Genomic DNA, 13,569 nt, shown 5'->3' with positions numbered 1-13,569 from the left:
ATTTAAAATATAATTTATAAAGTCTCGATTTAATCGAGACTTTTTCATTTGAAAGAAATCCTAGTTTTAAAAGCCCACAGGCGAATTAAAACTAGTTGATTGAATTCATCCCGATGAAAATCGGGATTTAACAGGAGAATATAATAATTTGAATAAACCAGTAGCCATACAAGGAATTAAAGGATCGTTTCATCACGAGGTCGCTCAGCGATTTTTTAGCACAAACACAGACGTGGTAGAGTGCATGACTTTTGATGGTACTGTAGATAGTCTTCTAAAAGGCGATTCAGATTATATCGTAATGGCATTAGAAAATTCTATTGCAGGTTCTATAATTCCTAATTATGCGCTTATAGACAGACATAATTTGAGTATCGTTGGAGAACATTATTTAGATATTCAGCATAATTTTTTGGCATTAGCTGAACAAACAATTTCAGATATTAAAGAAGTACACTCACATCCTATGGCTTTGCTACAATGTAAAGTCTTCTTTAAAGATTATCCACATATAAAATTGGTGGAAGCTAAAGATACTGCAGATGTTGCAAAGCAAATTTCAGATAAAGGCATAAAAGGAATTGCTGCAATAGCGAGTAACAATGCCGCAGAATTATATGGATTAGAAATATTGGCTGAAAGTATACAGACTATAAAGCATAACGAGACACGCTTTGTTATTGTGAAACTTCAAAATTTAGAAACTGATAAAAAAGGACTTAATAAGGCCTCCATAAAATTTGAATTAGATCACAAACGCGGCAGTTTAGCAACCATACTCAATGTTATGAGTGATTGTAAACTCAATCTAACAAAAATACAGTCCTTACCAAAAATTGAAACCCCTTGGAAATATGCTTTTTTTGTTGATGTGACTTTCGAGGATTATAAATATTATGAAAAAGCATCTTCTATTATGCAAATAATGGCAGAGAATTTTAAAGTACTAGGCGAATATAAAAATGCGAGACTATGATTGAAGTTGCTAAACGCTTAAAAAATGTTGAAGAATACTACTTTTCTAAAAAGTTGAGGGAAGTTGCGCTTTTAAAATCCCAAGGAAAACCGATTATTAGTTTAGCTATTGGAAGTCCGGATTTAGAACCACCATTTAAGGCTAGCATATCGCTTCAAGATAGTTTAGTGGATGAGAAAGCACACCAATATCAAAGCTATCAAGGTTTGCCAGAATTGAGAGAAGAAATTTCAAACTTTTATAAAAAACAGTATATAGTAGATTTAAGCCCACAGACAGAAGTGTTACCTCTAATGGGAAGTAAAGAAGGTATTATGCATATTTCTATGGCATTTTTAAATAAAGGCGATAAAGTTTTAGTACCAAATCCTGGTTATCCAACGTATGCTGCTGTTACTAAATTGTTAGAGGCAAAACCAGTTTATTATGATTTAAAAGAAGACCATAATTGGTTACCAAATTTCAGTGCTTTAGAACGATTAGATTTAAGTCGTGTAAAAATTATGTGGATTAATTACCCTCATATGCCAACAGGGAGCAATGCAGATAATAAGTTTTATGATAAGGTTATTGCATTCGGAAAACGGCACGATATATTAATTGTTAATGATAATCCTTACAGTTTTATACTCAATGACAAACCAATTAGTATTCTAAGATATAAAGACGCTAAGGAAGTATGTTTAGAATTAAACTCTCTAAGCAAAACATTTAATATGGCTGGCTGGCGTGTAGGTATGTTAGTCGGTAATTACGATTTAGTGAGTGCAGTATTACGTGTAAAAAGTAATATGGATTCAGGCATGTTTTACGGCATACAAAAAGGAGCTATTGAAGCTCTGAAATGCTCAGACATGTGGTTTCAAAGTTTGAATAGTGTCTACCAAACACGACGCGAATTAATTTGGCAATTAGCCGATAGTCTCAACTGTACATATGATAAATATGCATCAGGATTATTTGTTTGGGCAAAATTACCATCACATATTAAATCTGAAGAATTTACAGATTTAGTATTAAAAGAGCATTCAATTTTTATAACACCAGGAACTGTTTTTGGAAGCAATGGTGAAGGTTATGTGCGTTTTTCATTATGCGCTTCAGAAGATAATATAAAAGAAGCAATAGGAAGAGTTTAGTTAGTATGAATAACATTTTTATCATAGGAGTAGGGTTAATTGGAGGAAGTTTCGCTTTGGAGATTAAGAAATTATATCCAGAAAGTAATCTCTTTGGGATTGATGCAAATGAAACGCATTTAGACGAAGCAATAGACCTTAAAATCATTGACCAAAAAGCAAATTTTGAAGATTTGGAAGTCGCTGATATGGTTATGGTTGCTATTCCTGTGGATGCCACATTAACTGTTTTGCCGAAAGTGTTAGATCAGGTCTCTGATAATGCCATTGTGTTTGATGCTGGTTCTACCAAAGAAGATATCTGTCTTAAAGTGAAAAATCATCCAAAACGAAGAAATTATTTGGCAGCACATCCTATCGCTGGTACAGAATATTCGGGTCCAAAAGCGGCGATCTATGATTTGTTCAAAAACAAAACCAATATTATTTGCGAGGTAGAAGAAACAGCATTCAAACTTCAAGAAAAAGCATTAAAGGTCTTTGCAGAATTAGGAATGCGAATTCGATATATGAATCCAAAGGCACACGATAAGCACATTGCATACGTTTCGCACTTATCTCATATCAGTTCATTTATGTTAGGTAAAACAGTAATTGAAAAAGAAAAAAACGAACGTGATATTTTTGATATGGCTGGTTCTGGATTTGAAAGCACAGTACGTTTGGCAAAAAGTTCACCAGCTATGTGGACACCAATTTTTGAACAAAATAAAACCAATGTTATAGAGACTTTAGATGAGTATATTAATAATCTAGAGTATTTTAAAAAGCTCATGGAAGATGGAGATTTTGAAGCTGTCTATAACGAAATGGAAACAACAAATCATATAAAAGATATATTAAACGGAATACAATAATTAAAAAACTCAAAAACTAAATTTCAATTAATTGTTAGGTTGAGCGCAGTCGAAACCTACTTATACAAACGAATTAAAAACTTAGAAAAGATTAATAAGCAAAAATGGAGAATAAAAAAGAAATGAGAACATGGTTAGATGATATGAAACTAGATCATCCTTTAGTAATTGCAGGACCATGTAGCGCAGAAACAGAAGAACAAGTATTAAAAATAGCTCACGAGCTAAAAGATACAGACGTTAATTATTACCGAGCTGGTATTTGGAAACCAAGAACACGTCCAGGAAACTTTGAAGGAGTTGGAGCTTTAGGTTTAAAATGGCTGCAAAAAGTTAAAGAAGAAACAGGTTTAAAAACAGCTACAGAAGTTGCCAATAGAAATCATGTTGAATTGGCTTTAGAACACGATGTGGATTTATTGTGGATTGGAGCACGATCTACCGTTAGCCCTTTTATTATGCAAGACATTGCAGATGCTTTAGAAGGAACAGATAAAATCGTATTGGTTAAGAATCCTGTAAATCCAGACTTGGCCCTATGGTTAGGTGGTATTGAAAGACTACATACAGCCGGAATTAAAAACTTAGGTGCAATACACAGAGGGTTTTCTACTTATGAAAAGTCTAAATATAGAAACATACCAGAATGGCAATTAGCTATTGAGTTTCAAAATAAGTTTCCAGATATACCGTTAATTAACGATCCATCTCATATTACAGGAAAGAGAGATATGATTTTTGATGTATCTCAAACGGCATTAGATCTTAATTTTGATGGCTTAATGATAGAAACACATTTCGATCCTGATAATGCATGGAGTGATGCAGCGCAACAAGTGACACCAAAAACCTTAGTTCAGATTATGCAAGATTTAAAGATTAGAAAAGAAACAGATCCTGAAGCAGCATATAATTCTGAACTGAATAATTTAAGAGCTCAGATCGATGTCGTTGATAATCAGATTATTGATTTGTTAGGAAAACGTATGAAAGTTGCTGATGGAATTGGTACACTAAAAAAGCAAAAGAACGTGGCAGTTTTGCAGAGCAAACGTTGGAACGAGATTTTAGGTAAAATGGTATTAGAAGGTGACGAAAGAGGTCTCAGTGAAGAGTTTATTCTAAAAATGTTTAAGGCGATTCATCAAGAATCTATTAATCATCAAGAGAAAATAATTAATCATTAAGATTAATAGAATAAAAAAGGCTCGCAAATTGCGAGCCTTTTTTATTAAACTTTTACTGATGTAAAAAGACAACTTGTTCTATGACAATTGTCACATTTTTAAAATAAATTAAAGATTAATTTTGGCTGTACTAAAAACCAATAGTTATGTCTTTCAAAAAAATATCTTTAGTTGTATTGTTGTTTTCTTTTTGTAGCACTTTTGCTCAGTTTAAAGTTGATGCAGATATTAGACCACGTTTTGAATATCGTCATGGATTTAACAATCTATTTCCTGATGATGCAGAGCCAGCAGCTTTCGTAGTGCAGCGTTCGCGGTTAAATTTTAATTATCAAATGGATAAGCTCACAATTATGATGAGCGTTCAAGATGTGAGTACTTGGGGAGACACGCGACAAATAGATCCCACTGATAGTAATAATTCCTTTTCATTGTTTCAGGCATGGATAGATTATAAGATTAGCGAAAATTGGTCTACAAAATTAGGTCGACAAGTCATTTCCTATGATGATCAACGTATTTTTGGTGGATTAGATTGGGCCATGCAAGGACGTTTTCATGATGCGGCTTTATTGCGCTATAATAAAGGTAGTTTTAAAGCCGATATAGGCTTTGCCTTTAGTCAAGAATCACAACAAAGGGAAGGTAATGGCTTTTTTATACAAGGAGCATTTACCTATAAAGCCATGCAATATGCTTACCTTAAAAAGAGTTGGGAAAAGTCCTCAGCTAGTTTTTTAATTCTGAATACGGGATTTCAAGATTTTTCTGGTATAAATAATAATGAACCTGATGGTGTATTCTATAGACATACGGTTGGCTCTCATTTTAAATTTCCTGTAGATAATGTAAAGCTCATGGGTTCCGCATACTATCAATTAGGTAAATCTGATGGATCAACAGATCTTAGTGCTTATAACCTCGCACTAGAAGCTAACTACAAACCTGCTAAAACATTATTTGGAATAGGGTTTGAAATGTTAAGCGGAACAGATCAAGATGGAGATTCAAAAAATAAATCCTTTTTCCCACTTTACGGAACTAATCATAAGTTCAATGGATTCATGGACTACTTCTATGTAGGAAATCATGCCAATAATGTGGGTTTAAATGACCTTTATGCTAAAGCTGTTTTTAAAACCGGAGAAAAGTCTACATTCTTAGCCAAAGTTCATTATTTCGGTGCAAATGCGAGTTTTAGTGGAGACGAAAATAGTTACTTGGGTACAGAATTAGATTTGGTATATACCCAGAACCTAATAAAAAATGTAAAACTTAATATAGGTTATTCTCATATGTTTGCTTCAGATAGTATGAGTCTTATTAAAGGGGGAAGACCAAGCGATAATACTAATAATTGGGCTTGGATGCAACTAACAATTAGACCAACGTTATTCACTAATAAAGTCGATTAGTATAGATTCTAAAAAAAACGTAACTTTATTAACATTTAATTAAGACTTGGGTTTCAAATTCAACATATTACCAAAAGAAGGAAATTGGCGAAAAACTGCACTTTTCTTTACAGCTGTTATAATTGGCTTAGGTCTATTTATGGCACAAGAAGCTAAGGTTACATCGTATTTATCTGATGATCCTCAAGCATGTGTTAATTGTCATGTAATGACTTCTGTTTATAACAGTTGGATGCATAGCTCGCACCGCGAATGGGCAAATTGTAACGATTGTCATGTGCCACACGATAATGTATTTAACAAATATTATTTTAAAGCTAAAGATGGACTCTACCATGCCTCTGTCTTTACAGCTCGTGCAGAACCAGATGTTATTAAAATGAAAGAAGCTTCTCAAGAAGTGGTTCAGCAAAATTGTATTCGTTGCCACGTTCAACAAGTAACGCAAGTTAAATATGAAGGTTGGCTAGAAGGACATAATGAAAGTAGAACAGGTCGTCAATGTTGGAGTTGTCATAAACAAATTCCGCATGGTAAAGTTCATGGGATATTAACAACAAGAACTAATATTGCACCTTTACCAACTGATCAAGAGGATGAGACTGTGATTCCATTATGGTTAGAAAAAGAAATTAATAAAGAATAAATCATTTAATTATGAAAAACAAAGTACTATTTATAGTAACCATCATTGCCGTTTTCCTTTTAGGTTTGTTAGCATCAAGTATTATCAATAGAAAATCGGAAGCCAAATATCAGTTTGTGCCTAAAGTTGATATTGCAGAAAATGAACCAAGAAATGAAGTTTGGGGAGAAAATTTTCCTAAGGAATATCAATCATCATTACAAACTTTAGATACGACATTTGCGTCCTATCAAGGAGGCTCTGCTATGAAAGATGTGCTAGAGGAAGACCCAAGATTAGTAGTGTTATTTGCAGGTTATGGTTTCTCAAAAGATTATAACCAAGGCAGAGGACATGCTTATGCTATTGAGGATCTTCATAATTCGTTACGAGTCGGTGGACCAACAACTAAAGAGGATGGTCCTATGCCATCTACTTGTTGGACATGTAAAAGTCCTGATGTACCTAGATTGATGAATGAAATAGGTGTTGCTGAATTCTATAGTGGCAAATGGGCTGGAAAAGTTTCAGAAGTAGTAAATCCTATTGGTTGTGCAGATTGTCACGATCCAAAAAGTATGAAATTACGTATCACAAGACCAGCTTTAGTCGAAGCTTTTGATGCTATGGGAAAAGATATCAATAAAGCTACGCATAATGAGATGCGCTCTTTGGTTTGTGCACAATGTCATGTAGAGTATTATTTTGACAAAAAAATCCCAGGAAAAGAGGGTGTGCCATATCTAAAATTTCCATGGAAAGATGGTATGACAGTAGAAGCTATGGAAGCTTACTATGATAATATTGAATTTAAAGATTGGACGCACAAAATTAGTAAAGCACCAATGTTAAAAGCACAGCATCCAGGTTATGAAACGTTTACAACAGGTGTACATGCCGATAGAGGTGTGTCTTGTGCAGATTGCCATATGCCTTACAAAAGTGAAGGCGGACAAAAATTTACAGATCATCATATTCAATCACCTCTAAACAATACGTCTAATGCTTGCCAAGTATGCCATAGAGAAGAGTCTAAAAAGCTTATTGCAAATGTGTATGAGAGACAGCAAAAAGCATCTGAGAACCGTTTAAAATTAGAAGATTTATTAGTTAATGCACACCTAGAAGCTGCTAAGTGTTGGGAACTTGGTGCTACGGAAGAACAAATGAAGCCTATTTTAACTGATATACGACATGCACAGTGGCGTTGGGATTATTCTGCTGCAGCACATGGAGCTTCATTTCATTCACCTGTTGAAACAGCAAGAGTAATTGGTAGTGGATTAGTAAAAGCTCAGGAAGCTAGATTAAAACTAGCACGTATGTTAGCTGATTTAGGTCATAATAAGCCTATCGATATGCCTGATATTTCGACTAAAGAAAAAGCACAAGAGTTTATTGGTCTAGATATGGAAAAACTAAGAGCTGAAAAAGCAGAATTTAAGAAAAACGTATTACCAAAATGGTTAGAAGAGGCCAAAGCACGCGAGGCAAAATACGATACTAAAAAAGCAGTGACATCTGCTAACTAAATTTAAATCAAACAACGAAAAATACCTCTTTAACATTACTGAGGTATTTTTTTTAGCCAAATTGTAAAATAGACCATTAAATGAATAAAATATATAAGTTTTTTGCATCGTCAAAACTAGCCGTTTTACTTTTAGTTGTATTTGCTGTAGCAATGGCTGTTGCTACTTTTGTCGAAAATGATTTCGGTACGGCTACTGCTTGGAAAATCATCTATGAAGCTTGGTGGTTTGAACTTGTAATGATAGGATTAGGTATCTGCTTTATAGCAAATATCTATAAATATAAACTTTGGAAACGCAATAAGTGGGCATTACTTATGTTTCATTTAGCTTTTATAATTATTCTACTAGGAGCTGGGATTACACGCTATGCATCATATGGAGGTATTATGCGAATAAGAGAAGGTAACTCGTCTAATGTTGTAATATCAGATGCCAATTATTTACACGTTCACCTTACTAATGGTAATACAAGTAAATCAGTTAGAAAACCAATCAATTTCTCACCGTTAAGTAATAACGATTTTTCAATTTCGACCGATTTTGAAGGTGAGCTAATAACAGTTTCTTATAACGAATTTGTTGCAGATGCCATACCGCAGATTAAAGATGATCAACCTAATGGAAAGCCTATGATTCAGATGGTGGTTTCTGCAGGGCAAGGAAGAGAATCTGTGTTTTTAGAAAAAGGAGAAGTTGAAGCTATTGGTCAACATCAACACAAAGTAGGTTTTGATGTTGATGAACCAGACGTCATAAATATTACTGAAAATGATGGTAAATTTTATATTTTTTCACCTAGAAATTTAAGTGCTTTTGTTATGGCAACAGAAACTGCTAGCACCATCAAAAAAGATAGTTTGCAAAGTATACAATTACGCACGTTGTATCGAGATGGTGATGCCTCTTTTGTGCCTTTGTCGTATCATCCTAAAGCAACAATTGGTTTAGCAAGTGAGGCTGAAAAACCAAAAGATAATGATGAACTAAAAGATGATGCGTTGGTGGTTAATGTTAGAATAAATGAGACCGAAAAAGAAGCGGTTTTGCTTTACAGACAAGGTTTTTTACCAACAACGCACGATGTTGAAATAGACGGTATAAATGTTTCATTATCTTATGGTGCTGAGCCAGTAATTGTACCATTTGCAATTCAGTTAGATGATTTTCAATTAGAACGTTATCCTGGTTCTACAAGCCCATCTGCTTATGCGAGTGAAGTAAAAGTTCTTGACAATAATACGGAAATGCCCTATCGTATTTTTATGAACAATGTTTTAGATTATAAAGGCTATCGCTTTTTTCAAGCAAGTTATGATACGGACGAGTTAGGCACTGTTTTAGCTGTTAACCATGATGCATTAGGTACTAATGTGACTTACTTAGGTTATTATCTAATGATGATAGGTATGTTTTTTACACTTTTCGGAAAATCATCACGATTTACAGCAATAAATAAGAAACTCAAGAAATTAAAAAAAGCTTCAGTACTACTTTTATTTTTAGGGTTTTCTAGTATCAGTTTTGCTCAAAATGAAGTACCTAAAGTACCAGAAATCACTATAGAGACTGTTAAGCAACAAGCTGTTGATGAGCAACATGCAGAATTGTTTGGACGTCTAATGGTGCAAGATTTAGATGGTCGTATAAAGCCATTAAACACGCTGGCTTCAGAATTTTTAAGAAAACTTTCTCGTAAGCCGTATTTTAAATTTACTAAAAATGGGGAGAGTGTAAAATTAAATGCTAATCAAGCATTTTTGTCAATGCAAGCTTCTGCTAATGTTTGGCAATTTATTCCTATTATAAAAGTTGATCAACAGAAAGGAGGTGACCTTTTTAAAAACTTAAATATTAGTGAAGATGGTTTGGTGTCTTTTAAAGGCTTTTTGGATGAGAAAGGCGCTTACATATTGTCAGAAGCTGTAGAGGACGCTAATCAAAAAAAACCTGCTGAACGTAGCGAATTTGATAAAGAAATTATCAAAGTTGATGAACGATTTAATATTTTGTTTAATGTCTTTGAAGGTAATTATTTAAAGGTATTTCCTAATAGTAACGATAAAAACAATACATGGTATAGCCATACGCATCACTTTCAAGATTTTCCTGAAGAAGATGGTCAATTTGCACAGCAAATTATTCCAAATTATTATAGTGATGTAAGTCTTAAAAAATGGGAAGATGCTAGTGAAAAACTATCTTACATAAAAACGTTTCAAGATGTTTTGGGTAAAGATATTATTCCGAACAAAAAACGTATTGAAGCCGAGTTATGGTACAATCAATTAAATCTTAATTTTTGGTTGTTTCAAGTGTTTTTTACTTTGGGCATGATGCTTTTAGTACTCTCTATAGTTAAGATTTTTACTAAAAAGAAGATCGTAGAAATATTCTGGAATATATTGATATTGCTAACACTTATTAGCTTTATTGTTTTTACAGGTAATATCATTTTAAGGTGGTATGTGGCACAGCACGCACCTTGGAGTAATGGTTACGAAATGTTGGTATTTGTAGCATGGGTTTTATTGTTGTGCGGATTATTTACATTCAGAAAATCTGATTTTGCATTACCGCTTTCAACTTTATTTGCGGGCGCTTTGCTTTTTGTTAGTTATTTAGATTGGTTGAGTCCAGAAATCACGAATTTGATGCCTGTTTTAAAATCATTTTGGTTAAAAGTACACGTGGCAACTATTGTAAGTAGTTACGCGCCTTTGGCTCTATCTGCCGTTCTAGGTTTTATGGCATTATTACTTTTTATTTTTAGGACAAAAAAGAATAAAGATATCTTAAATATTAAGATTAAAGAGCTCACTTATATTAATGAAATTTCAATGACAATAGGTTTATTTGTATTAGCAGTTGGTACGTTCTTAGGAGGTATTTGGGCTAACGAAAGTTGGGGACGCTATTGGGCTTGGGATCCAAAAGAAACTTGGGCATTAATTAGTGTTATTATCTATGCCGTTGTATTGCATTTAAGATTAATACCTAGTTTAAAAAGTCGATATGTATTGAATGTAGCAAGTGTTTTTGCTTTTGGCTCTATAATTATGACCTCGTTTGGTGTTAATTATTATTTGTCGGGTTTACATAGTTATGCGGCTGGTGACCCTTTACCAATTCCGAAATTTATTTATGTATTAATCGCTATTATCATTATAGTTTCTATTGCGGCTTATTTTAGCAAAAGAAAATATAAAAAGGTTAGTATTTGAAATATTTGATGTAGTTATATTTCTGAAAAAATTAAAGGCTCGCAATTTGCGAGCCTTTATTAATATGTAAGAGATAAATTTATCTTCTAAATGTATAACGCGTAATGAAAATACCTTGGCCATCACCTTTTCCTCCAGAACTTTCTACACCAGTGTTAACAAATGAAAGCTCCCATCCTTCTGCAATCATAGCATTTACTTTAGATGTCATTATAGCATCGTTAGCTGCTATGTTTTGAAAACGGATACCACCAAGATTATAAAAATTTAATAATTTAGTTTCTTCATACTCTTTAGTTCTAATTTCACCTCGCTTCGATTTATTTTTTTCGTCTTTATCTTTTTCACCAGACCTTACAGTTGTGTATTCTTTATAGTCCTTTTTTTCGTTCACAGATATCATACGTGAACGACCCAATCCATTTGGTACAATAGATTCTACAACAGTTACAACTTTGTATTCAAATTGTGCAGCAGGTTTTTCTTCATTAGAATTATCTTTATTGATAAAAGAAAATGAAACTAGACCTACAGCAATTGCAGCGATAAATAAGAAATTTTTTTTCATGATTTGTGTTTTAAGTATTAAGCTTCTAAATTAAGATTTTTTAGTTTAAAATCGTTTCTTTGCTATAGTAAAATTTTTAATGACAGGAACAGTATATAAATCTACAGGCAGTTGGTACACTGTAAAAACTTTAAACGGCAAATTCTATGAATGTAGAATTAAAGGACGCTTTAGGTTAGAAGGTATTAAAAGTACCAATCCTATTGCTGTTGGTGATAACGTGGAGTTTGAGTTAGAAACTAAAAATAATACCGAAACAGGTGTCATTAACAGAATAGAAGAACGTAAAAATTATATTGTTAGAAAATCAGTTAATCTTTCTAAACAGACACATATTATTGCGTCAAACATAGACCAAGTTTTTTTATTAGTAACAATAGATAATCCAACAACATTTACCAGTTTTATAGATCGATTCTTAGTGACTGCTGAGGCATATTCTGTAAAAACAATTCTGTTGTTTAATAAGATTGATACTTATAACGAAGAGGCTTTATTTGAGGTAAAATATTTGTCAAGTATTTATAGAGCCATTGGTTATGAGTGTATTGATATATCTGCGACAACAGGAAAAAATATAGATAAGGTAAAATCTTTAATGGTCGGTAAAGTAAGTATGTTTGCAGGTCATTCTGGAGTTGGTAAATCTACATTGGTAAATGCTATTGAGCCGTCTTTAGACCTAAAGACAAAAGCCATTTCTGAGCAGCATATGCAAGGGCAGCATACAACCACTTTTGCTGAGATGTTCGATTTAAGTTTTGATGCCAAAATTATTGATACGCCAGGCATAAAAGGTTTTGGAGTCGTGGATATGGAAAGAGAAGAGGTTGGTGACTACTTCCCGGAATTTTTTGCTTTAAAACAAGATTGTAAATTCAATAATTGTCTGCATTTAAAGGAGCCTAAATGTGCTGTAAAGGATGCACTTGAGAATGATGAGGTTTCATATTCTCGATACCGAAGTTACATTCAAATTTTAGAGGGAGAAGATGAGCATTATAGAACTGATAATTGGGATAACGAATGAAAGTAGTTATACAGAGAGTTTCTGAAGCTAGTGTTACGATTGAGGGCAATAAAGTAGCAGAAATTGCTAATGGACTTCTCATTTTACTTGGTATTGTAAATGAAGATACACAAGAAGATATTGATTGGTTATGCAATAAAATTGTTAACCTTCGTATTTTTCCTGATGAAGAAGGTGTGATGAATACCTCTTTAAAAGACGGAAAAGGTGATGTTATCTTGGTGAGCCAATTCACACTTCACGCTAGTACAAAAAAAGGCAATAGGCCAAGTTATATTAAAGCAGCAAAACCAGATGTTGCAATTCCTTTGTATGAAAACTTCAAGAAAACGCTTAAAAGTACTATTGGTAAACCATTACAAACTGGAGAATTTGGTGCAGATATGAAAGTACAATTGATAAATGACGGTCCAGTGACAATAATCATAGATTCTAAGAACAAGGAATAATGGCATCACTATTTGGTCATGGATTAGTGGCATATACAGCAACAAAACTTATTGATTCTAACTCTAATAAGTTGCTCCTGTGGTTGGCAATAGGATCGGCTATTTTACCAGATTTGGATGTGCTTGCCTTTTGGTTTGGCATAGATTATATGCATCCTTTTGGTCATAGAGGTTTTACACATTCAATTCTATTTGCTGTTTTGTGGAGCGTACTATTAGCCTTTCTTTTAGGAAAAAGCAGAAAATTGGTATTCGCGATAGTATTGTTTTTATCAACAGTGTCTCATGGTCTTTTAGATGCGATGACATCGGGAGGTAAAGGAGTTGGTTTTTTTATTCCTTTTGATAATTCAAGATATTTTTTCCCTTTTAGAGAAATTAAAGTATCACCAATTGGTGTAGCAAAATTCTTTTCAGAATGGGGAATAAACGTTATTGTGAGTGAGCTCAAATATATTGCAATACCTTGTTTTATAATTTTAGCAGTTTCGTTTTTAGCTAGAAAATCAAATTATAAACTTTAATCATCTAATAAAATAGCAGATAATCGAAAAAGTATTAGGCGTA

At 33.3% G+C, this 13,569-nt stretch carries 12 protein-coding genes; 11 read left to right on the top strand and 1 reads right to left on the bottom strand.

Annotated features, from left to right (window positions below; translation table 11 throughout):
• The first annotated feature begins 148 nt into the window (after positions 1–148).
• The 8 genes from SJY34_RS08715 (at position 149) to ccsA (ending at position 10,955) form a co-directional block, all read left to right on the top strand.
• The gene (locus tag SJY34_RS08715; protein WP_400074789.1) at positions 149–976 is read left to right on the top strand and encodes a prephenate dehydratase; all 828 of its coding nucleotides are present in this window, start codon (positions 149–151) and stop codon (positions 974–976) included.
• A complete protein-coding gene (locus SJY34_RS08710) occupies positions 973–2,115 on the top strand; it encodes a pyridoxal phosphate-dependent aminotransferase (RefSeq protein WP_400074787.1) in 1,143 nt (380 codons plus the stop codon). Before SJY34_RS08715 ends, SJY34_RS08710 begins: the two co-directional genes overlap by 4 nt.
• A 5-nt stretch (positions 2,116–2,120) precedes the next feature.
• A complete protein-coding gene (locus SJY34_RS08705; protein WP_400074785.1) occupies positions 2,121–2,972 on the top strand; it encodes a prephenate dehydrogenase in 852 nt (283 codons plus the stop codon).
• Positions 2,973–3,076: 104 nt separating this feature from the next.
• Complete coding sequence (locus tag SJY34_RS08700; RefSeq protein WP_400074783.1) at positions 3,077–4,159, top strand: chorismate mutase; 1,083 nt, start codon at positions 3,077–3,079, stop codon at positions 4,157–4,159.
• A gap of 146 nt (positions 4,160–4,305) precedes the next feature.
• A complete protein-coding gene (locus SJY34_RS08695; protein ID WP_400074781.1) occupies positions 4,306–5,574 on the top strand; it encodes an alginate export family protein in 1,269 nt (422 codons plus the stop codon).
• A gap of 46 nt (positions 5,575–5,620) precedes the next feature.
• Positions 5,621–6,220: a cytochrome c nitrite reductase small subunit gene (gene nrfH / locus SJY34_RS08690; protein ID WP_400074779.1), complete on the top strand. Its 600-nt coding sequence runs from the start codon at positions 5,621–5,623 to the stop codon at positions 6,218–6,220.
• Positions 6,221–6,231: 11 nt separating this feature from the next.
• Positions 6,232–7,731 (top strand): ammonia-forming cytochrome c nitrite reductase, encoded by a 1,500-nt coding sequence (gene nrfA, locus SJY34_RS08685; RefSeq protein WP_400074777.1) that lies wholly within the window; start codon positions 6,232–6,234, stop codon positions 7,729–7,731.
• Positions 7,732–7,811: 80 nt separating this feature from the next.
• A complete protein-coding gene (ccsA, locus tag SJY34_RS08680) occupies positions 7,812–10,955 on the top strand; it encodes a cytochrome c biogenesis protein CcsA (protein ID WP_400074775.1) in 3,144 nt (1,047 codons plus the stop codon).
• 79 nt (positions 10,956–11,034) lie between these two features.
• Here ccsA and SJY34_RS08675 read toward each other — a convergent pair whose 3' ends face one another.
• The gene (locus SJY34_RS08675; protein WP_400074774.1) at positions 11,035–11,523 is read right to left on the bottom strand and encodes a hypothetical protein; all 489 of its coding nucleotides are present in this window, start codon (positions 11,521–11,523) and stop codon (positions 11,035–11,037) included.
• 79 nt (positions 11,524–11,602) lie between these two features.
• Between SJY34_RS08675 and rsgA the strand changes: the two genes are divergently transcribed.
• From rsgA to SJY34_RS08660, 3 genes are read left to right on the top strand one after another with little or no spacing between them, the layout of a single operon-like run.
• A complete protein-coding gene (gene rsgA, locus SJY34_RS08670) occupies positions 11,603–12,553 on the top strand; it encodes a ribosome small subunit-dependent GTPase A (RefSeq protein WP_400074772.1) in 951 nt (316 codons plus the stop codon).
• Complete coding sequence (gene dtd, locus SJY34_RS08665) at positions 12,550–13,002, top strand: D-aminoacyl-tRNA deacylase (protein WP_400074770.1); 453 nt, start codon at positions 12,550–12,552, stop codon at positions 13,000–13,002. Before rsgA ends, dtd begins: the two co-directional genes overlap by 4 nt.
• Positions 13,002–13,526 carry a metal-dependent hydrolase gene (locus SJY34_RS08660; protein ID WP_400074768.1) on the top strand — a complete coding sequence of 175 codons (525 nt, stop codon included), beginning with the start codon at positions 13,002–13,004 and terminating at the stop codon, positions 13,524–13,526. Before dtd ends, SJY34_RS08660 begins: the two co-directional genes overlap by 1 nt.
• Positions 13,527–13,569 lie beyond the last annotated feature (43 nt).

It is taken from the genome of Winogradskyella sp. R77965 (assembly GCF_044594915.1).
Classification (GTDB): domain Bacteria; phylum Bacteroidota; class Bacteroidia; order Flavobacteriales; family Flavobacteriaceae; genus Winogradskyella.
The sequence above is the reverse complement of the archived record's forward strand: the minus strand, read 5'-3'. Positions and strand labels throughout refer to the sequence as shown.